At 65.8% G+C, this 14,884-nt stretch carries 14 protein-coding genes; 12 read left to right on the plus strand and 2 right to left on the minus strand.

The genetic code is table 11. The features are described 5' to 3' along the window. Nucleotides 1-8: 8 nt before the first annotated feature. Nucleotides 9-1,424, plus strand: a complete 1,416-nt coding sequence (locus FIU85_RS05615; protein WP_152496176.1) for an oligosaccharide flippase family protein — start codon at nt 9-11, stop codon at nt 1,422-1,424. A gap of 9 nt (nt 1,425-1,433) precedes the next feature. Here the strand turns inward: FIU85_RS05615 and FIU85_RS05620 are convergent, their stop codons facing one another. Continuing rightward, nucleotides 1,434-2,963: a hypothetical protein gene (locus FIU85_RS05620; protein ID WP_152496177.1), complete on the minus strand. Its 1,530-nt coding sequence runs from the start codon at nt 2,961-2,963 to the stop codon at nt 1,434-1,436. A gap of 307 nt (nt 2,964-3,270) precedes the next feature. Beyond that, entirely contained in the window at nt 3,271-4,242 is a 972-nt protein-coding gene (locus FIU85_RS05625; protein ID WP_152491710.1) for a LysR family transcriptional regulator, read from the minus strand. A 139-nt stretch (nt 4,243-4,381) separates the two neighbouring features. Here FIU85_RS05625 and FIU85_RS05630 point away from each other — a divergent pair, with 139 nt between their 5' ends. The 11 genes from FIU85_RS05630 to FIU85_RS05680 all read left to right on the plus strand — a co-directional run bounded on the left by FIU85_RS05630 (nt 4,382) and on the right by FIU85_RS05680 (nt 14,881). Then, nucleotides 4,382-5,158: a transporter substrate-binding domain-containing protein gene (locus tag FIU85_RS05630; protein ID WP_152496178.1), complete on the plus strand. Its 777-nt coding sequence runs from the start codon at nt 4,382-4,384 to the stop codon at nt 5,156-5,158. Nucleotides 5,159-5,337: 179 nt separating this feature from the next. After that, on the plus strand, nt 5,338-5,985 hold the full coding sequence (locus FIU85_RS05635) for an amino acid ABC transporter permease (protein WP_152491708.1): 648 nt from the start codon (nt 5,338-5,340) through the stop codon (nt 5,983-5,985). Nucleotides 5,986-6,003: 18 nt separating this feature from the next. Continuing rightward, entirely contained in the window at nt 6,004-6,660 is a 657-nt protein-coding gene (locus FIU85_RS05640) for an amino acid ABC transporter permease (protein ID WP_152475523.1), read from the plus strand. Between the two features lie 17 nt (nt 6,661-6,677). Continuing rightward, nucleotides 6,678-7,448, plus strand: a complete 771-nt coding sequence (locus FIU85_RS05645) for an amino acid ABC transporter ATP-binding protein (RefSeq protein ID WP_152496179.1) — start codon at nt 6,678-6,680, stop codon at nt 7,446-7,448. After that, nucleotides 7,445-8,797 carry an aspartate aminotransferase family protein gene (locus FIU85_RS05650; protein WP_152496180.1) on the plus strand — a complete coding sequence of 451 codons (1,353 nt, stop codon included), beginning with the start codon at nt 7,445-7,447 and terminating at the stop codon, nt 8,795-8,797. Before FIU85_RS05645 ends, FIU85_RS05650 begins: the two co-directional genes overlap by 4 nt. Then, the gene (locus tag FIU85_RS05655) at nt 8,794-9,486 is read left to right on the plus strand and encodes a CoA transferase subunit A (RefSeq protein ID WP_152496181.1); all 693 of its coding nucleotides are present in this window, start codon (nt 8,794-8,796) and stop codon (nt 9,484-9,486) included. The genes FIU85_RS05650 and FIU85_RS05655 overlap by 4 nt, the downstream gene beginning before the upstream one ends. Beyond that, complete coding sequence (locus tag FIU85_RS05660) at nt 9,473-10,126, plus strand: 3-oxoacid CoA-transferase subunit B (protein ID WP_254703012.1); 654 nt, start codon at nt 9,473-9,475, stop codon at nt 10,124-10,126. Before FIU85_RS05655 ends, FIU85_RS05660 begins: the two co-directional genes overlap by 14 nt. A gap of 6 nt (nt 10,127-10,132) precedes the next feature. After that, nucleotides 10,133-11,425, plus strand: a complete 1,293-nt coding sequence (locus FIU85_RS05665) for an ArgE/DapE family deacylase (RefSeq protein ID WP_152496182.1) — start codon at nt 10,133-10,135, stop codon at nt 11,423-11,425. A 3-nt stretch (nt 11,426-11,428) separates the two neighbouring features. After that, nucleotides 11,429-12,604, plus strand: coding sequence for a thiolase family protein (locus FIU85_RS05670; RefSeq protein ID WP_152496183.1), 1,176 nt, complete (start codon nt 11,429-11,431; stop codon nt 12,602-12,604). 7 nt (nt 12,605-12,611) lie between these two features. Continuing rightward, complete coding sequence (locus FIU85_RS05675) at nt 12,612-13,769, plus strand: amidohydrolase (RefSeq protein ID WP_152496184.1); 1,158 nt, start codon at nt 12,612-12,614, stop codon at nt 13,767-13,769. Beyond that, entirely contained in the window at nt 13,766-14,881 is a 1,116-nt protein-coding gene (locus FIU85_RS05680; RefSeq protein ID WP_152496185.1) for an alanine racemase, read from the plus strand. The genes FIU85_RS05675 and FIU85_RS05680 overlap by 4 nt, the downstream gene beginning before the upstream one ends. Nucleotides 14,882-14,884: the final 3 nt, after the last annotated feature.

The raw sequence follows: 14,884 nt of genomic DNA on the forward strand, positions 1-14,884 counted from the left end.
GGGATTTGATGCTGCGGACCCTCTTGTCGCCTTTCGCCGTCGGCGTCGCCTCCAGGGTGGTTTCTCAGGTCTGCGCCTTCGTGCTCATCCTCGTGGCGTCTCGCGCGCTGGACCTTGCGGAATTCGGCAGCTTCGCAATCGCCTCGGCACTGTGCGTCATCTTCACCACCCTCATGTATACCGGCGTCTATCAGACGATCCTGCGCACCAAGGACCTGATAGCGGATCGCGACACGCTATTCGCGTTGCAATTCGCTATCGGCGCCGCCGGGTCGATGACGATGGTTCTCATCGGTCTGTCCATCGGCAACCTGTCGGACCTTGGAACGGCCTTCGCCCTGGTCGGCCTCGCCCCTATTCCGGTCCTCGCCTCGTTCAGCGCATGGCTCGAAGCCCATCTGGTGCGCGACGGTCGGGTTCGGGCCACCGCAATCCTGGTTCTGCTGTCAGAGCTGGTGGCCCTGGCGACGGCTGTTGGCATGTTCCGGGCAGGCTTCGGCATCGAGGCTTTGGTCATGTCGCGTCTGACCTCGATGGCCTTCATCCTGGTGCTCTATGCAGCGCTCGTGCGCATCGTGCCGAAACCCCGCATCAAGCGTGCGACCATCCGCAGCGGCCTGCGCGAGGCCTGGCCGCTCTGGGGCTCGTCCTCGCTGGGCATGCTGTCGAACTATGGCGCGGACCTGATCCTCGGCGCCTTTCTCAATCCCGCCGCGGTGGGCGCCTACCGGGCCGGCTCGCGCATCGCGAACACGGCCGCGGACGTCGTGACACAGCCGATGGGCATCATCAGCTGGGCACAATTCGCGCGCAAGGAAGCGTCGGACAACCAATCTGACATCCGAACCCTCTGGAAGAACAATGTCGCGCTGTGCTTCGCCCTCATGGCGCCGGCCATGATCACCGTCAGCGTCCTGGCGTCCGATATCGTCACGGCTGTGTTTGACCCCTCCTGGGCGGCCGCCGTCACGATCATCTCGATCATCGCAATCGCGCGCCTCATAGAAAGCCTCAGCTTTCTTCTCGAGCCGACGCTGACATGTCTGGGCCGTTCAAAGCAGCAGTTCTTCGTGCGGCTGGGCGACACGCTGTTGCTTGTCACACTGCTCTTCGCCATCGGCCGGCACTCCCCCGAAGCCGCGGCGCTGGCGGTCCTGCTCAAGACCTGTGTGACCATGTGCGTATCGGTGACCCTGATGATGCGTGCCGCCGGAATCACCGTGGCCGACCTGGTAGAGATCACGCTGCCCGGGCTTGGCCTGACCGCCCTGTGCCTGTCGGTCATCTATATTGTCGGCCTGCTTCCGCTTGCGGGCGGCTCGGCGACCCTCTTACTGGCCACTGCCGCAGCCGAGATCACCGTCTGGTCGATCTGCATCGCTGCACTGTTGCGCAGCCGGATACTGGTGATGCCCGCGATCTGACCTGCCCGTTCAGCGTTTGCGAACGTCGAAGATCACCTGTCCGTCCAACACGTCGATATGGTGGATGCCGATGGTTCCGGGCACCTGCCGCGGCGTGATGTGGCGCACCAGCCTTTCCTGGTAGCGGTCCATGTCCAGCGCCTCGATCTCCATGATGTTCAGCCCGTACCCATACGTGCCATGCGAATTGTCCTGGCTCGGGCGAAACAACCGCCCGTCCTGCTGAAACACGCGCCCTCCCCCGCGTGCGGTGCGCGAGTTGACCACGACCGGGTTCATCGGATGCGGGGTGATCTCGGCCAGGTCCGGCCCATCGACACGAAACAGATGCAACTCGGAGCAGAAATCATCGAAACTGTCCTCGCAAAGATTGGTGAACAACCACCAATCCCCGCCCACCTTGGCCAACGTGCTGTCGGACGCGCTTACACCCTCCATCGCCGTTGCATGCAACGTCCACCCCAGCGGAAAGTCGGTCGCACGCCAAAGTTCCAGCCTTTTCCCTTCGCTCGTCTCGGGCAGCATGAAGATGTCGTCGCCGTGCTGAAACACGAACGGATAGGACAAGTGATAAGAGGTCCGGATGGCATCCCCGACGAAATCCAGCCGCCCCGCGTTCAGACGGCCTGCCGCGATATGTCCGCGCCCCGAGCGGTAATCGAACACCTCGAAGAACACATGGACCGCGCCCTGATGCGCAATCAGAAACGGATCTGCCCAGTACGACCCGGCAGGCGCGTCGAACTCGACCGCCGAAACCGGATCGAAGGTCAGCGCGGTGCCCTCCGCCAGCCGCAAGCAAAATCTCCCGGGACGCCCGCCCATGCGCGCACGGATCGTGTTGGCGCTGCGCACTGCGGCTTCCGCCGCAACGCGCCCGACATATTGCGGCAACTGAAGAACCGACGCCGCCTTGTCGTCAGGCACCTCGTCCGGCAGCTCCTCCAGCGCCGGCACCTCGCACAGCGCAAGGCGCGCCAACTGGCCGGTCAGGAAGCGCACGGCCTTCTCGCGTTGAAACAGCAGGTTGCGCGAGGCCAGGAACTTGGTGTCAAACTCCGTTTCGGCAATCCTCCGCCAGCCATCTTTCTCCGACGTGAAACTCCACAGGCGGACCGGCGTGACCGGCGCATTCGTCACCGCAGCATGAAGCCCGCTCACCGGATCAACCGTCGAAAGCCGCCAAATTCCATGTTGCGCGTTTCCGGCAAGCTCTTCGACGGCGGGAATTCCCGAATCATCGAGGATAAGGTCAAGGTCCGGCACGATCCCGGGATCCGCGGGCAGGATGTCCCGGTCATGCAGGCCGGGTATCGGTACGTCCCGCGCGGTTTGCCGGGTGACGGCCGTTTCAAGCGCCAAAGCGGACGACATAAGGCTGGTTGCGCTTGTGGCCTCCTCGCCCGAGGCGACGATGCACACCAGGTCGACCAGGTCCATGTCATCGAGGATTTCGACCAGACGCGCACTGTCAGGTCTTGCCGCGTTGGGATCGCCGAGCACCAAACCGACGCGCAAGGCCCGTTGCTCATCCTGCATTGCAGTATCCGACTAGTCGACACGACTTACCGTCGCGGCCGCGGTCAACGCACCGTCGGCCCGTGTGGAATTTCAAATCGCTCAGATCCGTCACCGTTTTATCCCTGTGGCACTCGTTTCGACAAGTCACCTTGCATCCCTGACCCGCTCGCGTGCAGCCTGTCGAAAATGGTAGCTATCGCAAGCACACCAATCTACCCCAAAGGCGATCACACGCGACACTTCCCTTCGGCTTTCGGGTGACTGCTCCGGTCGAGGCGCACGCCCGGATCGGGCCGATGCCCTGCCGGATTCGCGTCCGATCCCGTCAGACCGGCGCCGACGCTCCATAGGTCCGATCCTTCAGCGCGGTCCGTGACAGGCTGTCCTCGACCGCCTCCAGGAACTTCGCCTCCGCCTCGGAGTGCCGTCGCGACGGGTTGCTCAGCAAGTATATGTCGACCATCGGCAGATCATCGAACGGGGGCAGCTGGCGGATTCGACCCGCCGCCACGTCCTGCGCCGCCACGTGCAGCGGCAGCGCCCCGATCCCCACATTCGCCATGATCATGCGCCGGATCTCGTTCAGGCTGGACGACACGCCGCGCCAGTTGCGCGACAGGTTCAGCCGGGCGCGCAGCTGCGAGATCGCCTCCAGCGGTCCGCCTTCCGCCTCGGTCTGGAAGGCCACGAACGGCTCGCCCTCCAGATCCTCCGGCAGGATCGCATCCGCCCCGAACAACGGATGCCGCGCGCCGCAGTAAAGGCCGAAATATTCGCGGTAAAGCACCATCGTCCTCAGGTTCTTGGGCATCGTCGTCAGCAGGCAGATCCCGAAACTGGCGCGGTTGAGCTTTATCATCGTCTCGACCTCGTCGCTCTCGAACACCGTGAAGGAATAGGTCACGCCGGGATGCGCCTGCGCAAAGCGGTTCAGCACACCGTCGAAATGTTCCGATATCACCGAAGAGGTGATCGCGATGGACAAGTGCCCGCGCAGCTCGGCCTTGTCCTCGTCCAGGATCGCCGGGATCTGCGACACCGTGCCGAAGATCGTCGCGCATTCGGTATACAGGACCTGCCCCGCCCGCGTGATGGTGAACTCGTTGGGTTTGCGGATCACCAGCGTCTTGCCGATGCTCTGCTCCAGCCGCTTCAGGGCCGCCGAGACCGTGGGCTGTTTCAGGCCCAGATGGCTCGCCGCCTTCGAGATGCCGCGCTGTTCGACGATCACCATGAAGGTGCGCAACAGGTTCCAGTCCAGGTTCCAGGGAAAGCGACGGCGCTGCGGCAGGCTCATAGATTTTCTCTATAATAAGAATGCTTATTATTTATTTGCGCGATAATTCCGACCATGCAAGGCTTTTGCGCAAGCGGCGCAGGCCGCCAATGCCGCACGGGCAAAAGACCCGGCGCCGAAAATCAACATGGAGACACATATGACAATCCGCCGAACCGTTCTGAAATCCGTTGTCGCGGCCATGGGCCTTGCCGTGGCGGGCCTCGCCCCCGCCGCCGCGGAAGAACTTGAAACCCTTAAGGAAAAGGGTGTCATCCGCATTGCGATGTCCGGCGCCTACCCGCCGTTCAACTTCGTCAACGACCAGAACGAGGTGGTGGGCTTCGACCCCGCCATCGGCACCGAGATGGCCAAGCGCATGGGGCTCGAGGCCGAGATCGTCACCACCGCGTGGGACGGAATCATCGGCGGGCTTCTGTCCAACAAGTACGACGCCATCGTCGGCTCCATGACCATCACCGAGGAGCGGGACGAGGTCGTGGATTTCGTCGGCCCCTATTATTCCGACAAGCGCGCCATCTTCACCCAGCCCGGCTCGGGTATCACCAGCCTCGAGGATCTCGAAGGCAAGAAGGTCGGCCTGACCCTGGGGGAAACCCATGAGGACTGGGCGCGCGAGCGTGGATACAACGTCAGCACCTACAAGGGCCTGCCCGAACTGCTCCTGGAGCTTGAAAACGGCCGCGTCGACGCCATCGTGAACGATTCCATCGCCGCCATCCTCGCCATGGGCGAGAAGGGCCAGGAATACGAGATGTTCGCCGACCCCACGACCGAACCCTTCGGCGCGGGCATCGCCATCCGCGAAGGCAGCCCCGAACTGGCCGCCGCCATGCAGGAGGCGCTGGATTCCATGATGGAAGACGGCACCTACATGGAAATCGCCGAAAAATGGGTCGGCGCGGACATCCGCTAAGCCCTTTTGCCCCGCCGCCATCGCAGGTTGGCGGGGCCTTCCGGACCCCTGCCCCGGATTGGACCGGCTGACCGCCCGGGCGCGGTGCGTCTTGCCCCTGACCTGTTCAGCCACGCTCCCGATTTCGCCGGAATGTCTTCGCCACGCCCCGGCCCCGCGACCTGCCAGAAGGAAACGCCATGGACATAGAGTTGATGCAAAGGGTCTATCCCTTCTTCCTGCAGGCCGCCTGGGTCACGATCCAACTGTCCGTGCTGACCGCCCTGCTCGGCCTTACGTGTGGCGCGCTCGGCGCGGCGATGCGCCTGTCGCGCCTCGCGGTCTTCCGTTTCCTCGGCGCGGCCTATGTCAGCGTCTTTCGCGGCACGCCCGCGCTCATCCAGCTTTTCATCCTCTATTTCGGCGGCCCCCAGGTCGGCATCCAGCTCGACGCGTTCGAGGCGGGCGTCATCGGCCTCGGCGTCAACGTGGGCGCTTACATGACCGAAACCATCCGCGGCGCGATCATCTCGATCCCCAAGGGCCAGCGTGAGGCGGCCCGCACTCTCGGCCTCAGCCGCTGGCAGGCGTTCTACAACACGACCCTGCCCCAGGCCGCGCGCCTGATGGTCCGCCCGCTCGGCGTCAACCTCAACATGCTCATCAAGTCCACGGCGCTGGTCGCGGCCATCTCGGTCGTGGAACTCACCTACACCGCCCAGCGCTACATCGGCTCCACCTACAAACCGTTCGAAATGTTCCTGCTCGCGGGCCTTCTCTACATGATCATCATCTACGCCACCGGCCGGGCCGTCGCCTGGCTCGATCGCCGCGTCCAGATTAACTGACCGGAAAGGAAAACCAGAATGGGCCTCGACTTCACGGTTGTTCCGGAACACCTCGACGTGATCCTGCTGGGTTGCCTCTGGACGATCTTCATCGCCGTCGCCGCCGCGCTCGTCAGCTTCTTCGGCGGCATCATTTTCGCGGTCATCGCGCTTTACGCGCCGTGGATCATCCGCCAGCCCTTCCGCCTGCTGGAATGGGTCTTCATGGGCACGCCGCTGCTCCTGCAACTCTTCCTGATCTATTTCGGCCTCGTGCAGATCGGCATCGACCTGCCCGCCTTCGTCGCCGGCATCATCGGGCTTGGCCTGCATTTCGCGGTCTACAATTCCGAACTGATCCAGACCGCCATCCTCTCGGTCGACAAGGGCCAGATGGAGGCCGCCCGCACCGTCGGCCTCAGCCGTGGCCAGGCGCTGCGCAAGGTGGTGATCCCGCAGGCCGTGCGCGACGTGATCCCGCCCATCGGCAACAACATGATCGCGCTTCTGAAGGACAGCGCGCTTGTCTCGGTGATCGGCGTCAGCGAGCTGACCCTCTCGGCCCAACGCGTGATCGGAGCCACCTACAGGCCGTTCGAGTTCTACCTCGTCGCCGCCGCCTTCTACTACGTCATTAACCTCTGCATGGAATGGGTGCAGCGCCGTATCGAACGCCGCATCGCAATCTCGCGCTGATCGTCAGGAGACCAACCATGACCGACAAGGACCATTTCGTCGAAATCAAGCACGCCCAGAAATCCTTCGGCAAGCTGGAAGTACTCAAGGATATCAGCCTCAACGTCGCCCGCGGCCAGATCGTGGCGATCATCGGCCCCTCCGGCTCGGGCAAGTCCACCCTCCTGCGCGCCATCAACGACCTCGACGCGCTGACGGGCGGCGAGATCTGGCTCGACGGCGTGCAGGTAAACAGGGACCTGCCCTATCGCCAGTACGAAAAGCACATCAACCAGATGCGCCAGGACATCGGCATGGTGTTCCAGCACTTCAATCTTTTCCCCCACATGACCGCCCGCGACAACGTCACCATGGCGCCAAAACTGCTCAAGGGCCTGTCGAACGAAGAGGCCGACAAGCTGGCCGAGGAACAGCTCGACAAGGTCGGGATGCTGGAACGGATCGACTATTACCCCTCGCAACTCTCCGGCGGCCAGAAGCAGCGCGTCGCCATCGCCCGCGCGCTCGCCATGAAGCCCAAGCTGATGCTCTTTGACGAGGCCACCTCCGCCCTCGACCCCGAATTGGTGGACGAGGTGAACCAGGTCATGAAGAAACTGGCCGAGGAACACATGACCATGATCATCGTCACCCACGAGATGGATTTCGCGGCCTCGGTCTGCGACCGCGTGCTCTTCATGGACAAGGGCGTCGTGGTGGAGGAAGGCCCGCCCAGCGTGGTCTTCAAGAACCCCACCAAGGAACGCACCCGCGAATTTCTTCGCAAACATCTTGCAGGCGCCAAGTGACCGACACCACGTCCTACCTCTTCTACCAGTCGCGCAACCCGCGACCCTTCCTCGACCACGGCGAGGGGATCTACCTGATCGACGAGGCGGGCAAGCGGTACATCGACGGCTCAAGCGGCGCGATGGTCTCCAATATCGGCCACTCCAACCCGCGCGTGCTGGCCAAGATGAAAGCGCAGATGGACAAGGCCACCTTCGGCTACCGCCTGCATTTCCGCACCCACCCGTCCGAGGATCTGGCGGCGAAAACCGTCGCCATGACACCCGATGGACTTGACCGCGTCTTCTTCGTCTCCGGCGGCTCCGAAGCCGTTGAAAGCGCCGTGAAACTCGCCCGCCAGTATGCGCTGACCCAGGGCCAAAACGACCGCTACAAGGTCATCTCGCGCTTCCCCTCCTACCACGGCTGCACCTTCGGCGCGCTCGACCTCACCGGCTACGCCCCCTTGCGCGATCCTTTCGCGCCGATGCTGAGCGGGATGCCCAAGGTCGCCGCCCCCACCACCTATCTCGACCGCGACAACCTCACGGAAGAGGCGCGCGGCCTCAAATACGCCGACCTCCTGCGCGACAAGATCCTCGCCGAGGGCCCCGACACCGTGCTTGCCTTCATCATGGAGCCCGTCGGCGGCGCCTCCACCGGCGCGCTGGTCGCGCCCGACAGCTATTACGGCCGCATCCGCGAAATCTGCGACGAGTTCGGCGTGCTGCTGATCTATGACGAGGTCATGACCGGCGCGGGCCGCACCGGTAAATTCCTCGCCGCCGAACACTGGGGCATCACCCCCGATATCGTCTCCATGTCCAAGGGCTTCGGCGCGGGCTACGCGCCCCTTGGCGCTATGGTCGCGGGCCGCCGCCTCGTCGATCCGGTGCTTGACGCGGTCGGCTTCGCCCACGGCTTCACCTATGCCGGCAACCCGCTGGCCTGCGCCGCCGGCCTCGCCGTGCTGGAAGAGATGGAGGACCACGACCTCATCGGCAACGCCGCCCGGATGGGCGACGTCCTGATGGCCGAACTGCGCGCCCTGATGGACCGCTACCCGTTCATCGGCGACGTGCGCGGCAAGGGGCTTCTGACCGCGTTCGAGTTTGTCTCCGACCGCACCACGATGGCACCGCTGGACCCTGCACTCAACGCCCACGACCGCCTCGTCGAACTGGCCTATGCCCGCGGCCTCATCCTCTATTCCCGCCGCACGCGCGGCGGGACCAAGGGCGACCATTTCCTCGTCGCCCCGCCCCTCATCATCACCGTCGATCAAATCGCCGAAATGATGGCAATCCTTCGCGACGCCCTCGACGCCTTCGCGGTTGAGATCGGCCTGCCGGTGGAGTCAGCGGCATGAGGCTCCCCGACAAGCGCACTTCCATCAAGGCCGCCATTGCCCAGATCAAGGACGGTGCCACCATCATGGTCGGCGGCTTCGGCGTGCCCGGCACGCCCATGACCCTGATCCGCGCGCTGGTGGCCCACGGCGCCCGCGACCTCACCCTGATCAAGAACGACGCCAACGAGCCCGGCATGGGCATCGACCACCTGCTGCAAAGCGGGCAGGTCAAACGCCTCATCACCACGCACCTGGGTCTCAACAGCCACGCCATCGGCCTGATGAACTCCGGCGCGCTCGAGGTCGAATTCAATGCCCAAGGCATCCTGGCCGAACGCATCCGCGCGGGCGGCGCCGGCATCGGCGCGATCCTCAGCGATATCGGCATCGACACCGAACTCGCTCGCGGCAAGCAGGTGGTCGAGATGAACGGCACGCCCTACCTCGTCGAGCCTGCCCTGCGCGCCGACGTGGCCCTCATCCACGCCGACACTGCCGACCCGTTCGGCAACCTCGCCTATGTCGCCACCGCGCAAAACTTCAACCCGCTCATGGCCATGGCCGCGCCCTTGGTGATCGCCGAGGCCGAGCGTGTCGTGCCCCTGGGACAGCTTGACCCCAATGCCGTCCACACCCCCGGCGTCTTTGTCGATCACGTCACGGAACTGCCTGAAATATCAGAGGATTACGCCGTTGTCCGACGCTAGGGATCGCATGGTCGCCCGCGCCGCGCGCGAGATTGCACCGGGCATGGTCGTCAACCTCGGGATCGGCCTGCCAACGAAGGTGGTCAATCACCTGCCCGCCGATTTCCCGGTCTGCCTACACACCGAAAACGGCATGACCGGCATCGGTCCCGCCCTCTCGCCCGACCGCGCCGACCGCAACCTGATCGACGCGGGCGGCGCCTATGTCACCCCCGTCCCCGGCTCCGCCTACTTCGACAGCGCCACCAGCTTCGCCGTGGTCCGCTCCGGCCGGCTGGACCTCACCATGCTCGGCGCCTTCGAGGTCAGCCAGACCGGCGATCTCGCCAATTGGAAGATCCCCGGCAAGTTCAGCCCCGGCGCGGGCGGCGGCATCGAACTGGCGCAAAAGGCCCGCCGCGTCGCGGTGCTGACCACCCACACCGACCGCGCCGGCAACCCCAAGCTCAAGGCCACCTGCGCCCTGCCCCTCTCGGCCAGCGCCTGCGTCACCCGCATCTTCACCGACCTCGCCGTGATCGACGTCACCCCTGACGGCTTCGCCCTGACCGAACTCGCCGAAGGCACCAGCGTCGAGGACGTGACCAAGGCCACCGACGCCCCCCTTTCGATTCCCGACGCCCCCATTCCGACTTTCTGAGCCCCCATGACCGAAGACCTCAAAACCCGCCTCTGCGCCGCCGTCGATGCCGCCTTCGACCGACAAGTCGCGTTCCTGACCGAACTCACGTCCCACCCCTCGACTCGGGGCAACGAACAATCCGCGCAGGACTTAATGGCCTCCGAACTGAACGACCGTGGCTACAACGTGGACCGCTGGCAGATCGACCTCGCCGACATTCAGCACCTCCCCGGCTTTTCCCCGGTCCTCGGCCCCTATGACGACGCGGTAAACGTCGTCGCCACCCACCGCTCGAGAACCGCGCGGGGCCGCTCCCTCATCCTCAACGGCCATATCGACGTGGTCCCCGCGGGCCCCCTCGACATGTGGGACAGCCCGCCGTTCGCGCCGCATGTGGCCGACGGCTGGCTCTACGGTCGCGGCGGCGGAGACATGAAGGCGGGCCTCGCCTCCAACCTCTTCGCCCTCGACGCGCTCCGCGCCTGCGGCCTCGCCCCGGCGGCGGACGTCCACTTCCAATCGGTGGTCGAGGAAGAATGCACCGGCAACGGCGCGCTCGCCTGTCTCGCCCGTGGCTACACCGCCGAGGCCGCGCTCATCCCCGAACCTTTCGCCGAACACCTGGTCTCGGCCCAGCTTGGCGTCCTGTGGTTTCAGGTCCACCTCAAGGGCCTGCCCACCCATGTGGCCTATGCCGGCACAGGCGCCAACGCCATCGAGGCGGCCTTTCCACTGATCCAGGCCCTGCACGACATGGAACACCGCTGGAACGACGCCGCCAACCGCCCGCCCGAATACGCCCACATGGACCACGCGCTCAACCTCAACATCGGCAAGTTTCAGGGCGGCGACTGGACCAGTTCCGTCCCCGCCTGGGCCGTCTTCGACGTGCGCATGGGCCTCTTCCCCGGCCACTCCCTAGACGCTGCCAAACAGGAAATCAGCCAAGTCATCCGCGACGCCGCACTGCAAAACGCCTTCCTGCGCAACTCCCTGCCCGAGATCGTCTATCACGGCTTTCACGCCGAAGGGTACGCGCTCTCCCGCGACAGCTCGCAGACCGCCACCAACGCCGTCACCGCGCTTGAGACCGCCCACCAGACCGTCACCGGCACCCCCCTCACCCGCGAGCCAATCACCGCCACCACCGACGCGCGTTTCTTCGGCCTCTACGCCGACGCGCCCGCGCTGGTCTACGGCCCCCGGGCCGAGGCGATCCACGGCTTCAACGAACGGGTCGACCTCGAAAGCCTCCGCCGCGTCACCCAGACCACAGCACTCTTCATCGCCGACTGGTGCGGCACCGAGGAGGCCTGAGCCATGCGCGACGCCGTCATCGTCTCCACCGCCCGCACACCCATCGGCAAGGCCTATCGCGGCGCCTTCAACACCCTCACGGCCCCCAGCCTCGCCGCGCCCGCCGTCCGCGCCGTGCTCGAACGCGCCGGGCTGGAGGGGGCCGAGGTCGAAGACGTCATCTTCGGCTCCGCCCTCACGCAAGGCACCTCCGGCGTCAACGTCGCCCGCCACATCGCGCAAGCATCCGGCCTGCCCGACAGCGTCGCGGGCGCCACCATCGACCGCCAATGCGCCTCGGGTCTCAACGCGCTCGCCATCGCCTCGCACATGGTCCGGGCCGAGGGCGTTGACGTGGCCCTCGCCGGTGGCCTCGACAGCATTTCCCTCGTCCAGAACGATCACTGGAACGCCCACCGCTACCGCGACCCATTGGTGCCCGACAGCTATTACATGGCCATGCTGGACACCGCCGAGGTCGTCGCCGCCCGCTACGGCGTCACCCGCGCCGCACAAGACGCCTATGCCCTGCAAAGCCAGCAGCGCACCGCCAAGGCGCAGGAAGCCGGCCTTTTCGCCGACGAAATCATTCCCGTCGAGGCGACCAAGCTCGAAACCGACAAGACCACCAAGGAAACCTACGAAGAGCCCGTCCGCCTCGCCGAGGACGAATGCAACCGCCCCGGCACCACCGCCGAGGGGCTCGCCAACCTCCACCCCGTGCGCGGCGAGGGCAAAACCGTCACCGCCGGCAATGCCAGCCAGCTCTCCGACGGCGCCGCTGCCCTCGTCGTGATGTCCGAAACGGAGGCTACCCGCCGCAACCTCACGCCCCTCGGCGCCCTGCGCGGCTTCGCCGTCGCCGGTGTCGCGCCGCAGGAGATGGGCATCGGTCCCGTCCACGCCATCTCCCGCCTGCTGAAACGCGCGGGCCTCTCCACGGACGACATCGACCTTTGGGAAATCAACGAGGCCTTCGCCGCGCAGCTTCTCCATTGCCGCGACAAGCTGGGCATCCCCGACGACAAACTCAACGTCAACGGCGGCGCCATCTCCATCGGCCACCCCTACGGCATGTCCGGTGCCCGCATGGCGGGGCATATCCTGCTCGAAGGCCGCCGCCGGGGCGCCAGATGGGGCGTCGTCTCCATGTGTGTCGGCGGCGGCCAGGGCGCCGCCGGCCTTCTTGAAATCTTCTGAGGATCCCATGACCACGCTGCCCTCCAACCAGATCGCCTACCTCACCGCCCTGCGCCAGGACCTGCACCGCCAGCCCGAGATCTCCGGCGACGAGGTCGAGACGGCAAAGCGCATCACCCGCGAACTTACCGCCCTCGGGGCAGACCGCATCTGGCAGGGCCTCGGCGGCCACGGCGTCGCCGCCGAATTCACCGGGCGCGCGCCGGGCCCCACGGTCCTTTTGCGCTCTGAACTCGACGGTCTGCCGATCCGCGAGATCAACGACATCCCCCATGCCTCGCAGATCGACGGCAAGGGTCACCTCTGCGGCCATGACGGTCATATGGCCACGCTGATGGGTGTCGCCATGCGCCTCGCAACCCGCCCCGCCAGGGGCCGCGTCATCCTGCTCTTCCAGCCGGCCGAGGAAACCGGCGCGGGCGCGCAGGCCGTCATCGAGGACCCGCAATGGCCCCAGATCCGGCCTGACTACGCCTTCGCCTACCACAACGTCCCGGGGCTGCCCTTGGGCGAGATCGGCCTGCGCTCCGGCCCCGCGAACTGCGCCTCGCGCGGGATGCAGATCCTGTTCACCGGCAAAAGCTCTCACGCCGCCTTGCCCGAGGACGGCCTCTCGCCCGCTCGCGCCATGGCGAGCCTGATGACAGCTCTGCCCGCCCTCAGCCGCGGCACCATCGCCGACGCCGATTTCACCCTCGCCACCCTCACCCACGCCAACCTGGGCGAGCCTGCCTTCGGCATCGCCCCCGCCGATGGCGAATTGCGCGTGACGCTGCGCACGATGACCAACGAGGGCATGGATCAGCTGATAGACACGGCCCTGCACAAGGTCGCCCAGGCCCAGGGCGACCTTGTCACCGACATCCATTGGCACGACGTCTTTCGCGGCGTGGTTAACGACACCGACGCCACCGACATCGCCCGCCATGTGGCCCATGATCTCGGGCACGAGGTCAACGAGATGCCCACCCCCATGCGCTGGTCCGAGGATTTCGGGCGCATCGGCGATGACGGCGCCAAGGCCACGATGCTCTATGTCGGCGCGGGCACCGACATGCCCCAGTTGCACAACCCCGACTATGATTTCCCCGATGCGCTCCTGCCCGTCGTGATCGACCAGTTCGCCGGCATCGTCGACCGCCTCCTGGGCCTGCCCGACACATGACCGACCCCGCGATCCCCGACGCCTGGTGCGAGGTGCATCGCGACCGGATCGACGCCAACCTCCGAATCGCGCTCGGCCTCGTCCCCAAGGGCCGCCGGTTCTGCGCCGTGCTGAAGGCCGACGCCTATGGCCACGGCATCGCCACCGTCGTACCGCTGGTCCGCGCCCACGGCATCGACTGCATCGCCATCACCTCGAACGCCGAAGCCCGCGCCGTGCGCGCCGCCGGCTACACCGGCCAGCTGATCCGCCTGCGCGCCGCCACGCCGATCGAGGCCCGCGCCGCCCTGCCCGACCGGGTCGAGGAACAGGTCGGCACGATCGAGGCGGCCGAGAACCTCGCCGCGCTGAAAATTTCCGGCGCGCCGGTCCGCGCCCACCTGTCGCTCAACGCCATGGGCATGTCCCGCGACGGGCTGGAAATCGGCACGGAAGAGGGCCGCGCCGCCTGCCGCGCCATTCTCGACCGGCTGGGCGACAGCATCACGGCCATCTGCACTCATTTTCCCGACAATGCGCCCGACGAGTTGCGCGCCAGCGCCGCGCTCTTTCAAAAGCACGCCGACTGGGTCCTGGACCAGGGCAACCTCTCGCGCGAAGGCACGCTCGTCCACGCCGGCAGTTCGCTGACGCTGGTCTCCGATCAGCCGGTCCGGACCGACATGTATCGCTGCGGCGCCGTGCTCTATGGCATCCTCAAGCCTGAATGGGGCTTTCAGACCACGATGACCCTCAAGACCCGCGTGGTCAGCGTCACCGATTACCCCGCGGGCGCCACGGTGGGCTATGACCGCACCTGCGTTCTTGACACGCCCCGCCGCCTGGCGTGCCTGTCCATCGGCTATGCCAACGGTGTCCGCCGCGCCGGTCAGAACACCGGCACCGTCCTGATCGGGGGGCACGAGGCCCCCATCCTGGGCCGCATTTCCATGAACACCACCGTGGCCGACGTCACCGGCCTCGACGGTATCTCGGTCGGCGACCCGGCGGCGATCTTCGGCGGATCGCACGACACGCGCGGCGCGCTGGACACGGCCGAGGCACAGTTCGGCACGATCATCGCCGATCTCTATACCGACTGGGGCCTGAGCAATCACCGGATCGTCCGGTAAGCG

The sequence above is a fragment of the Roseovarius sp. THAF8 genome (assembly GCF_009363735.1).
Taxonomy (GTDB): Bacteria; Pseudomonadota; Alphaproteobacteria; order Rhodobacterales; family Rhodobacteraceae; genus Roseovarius.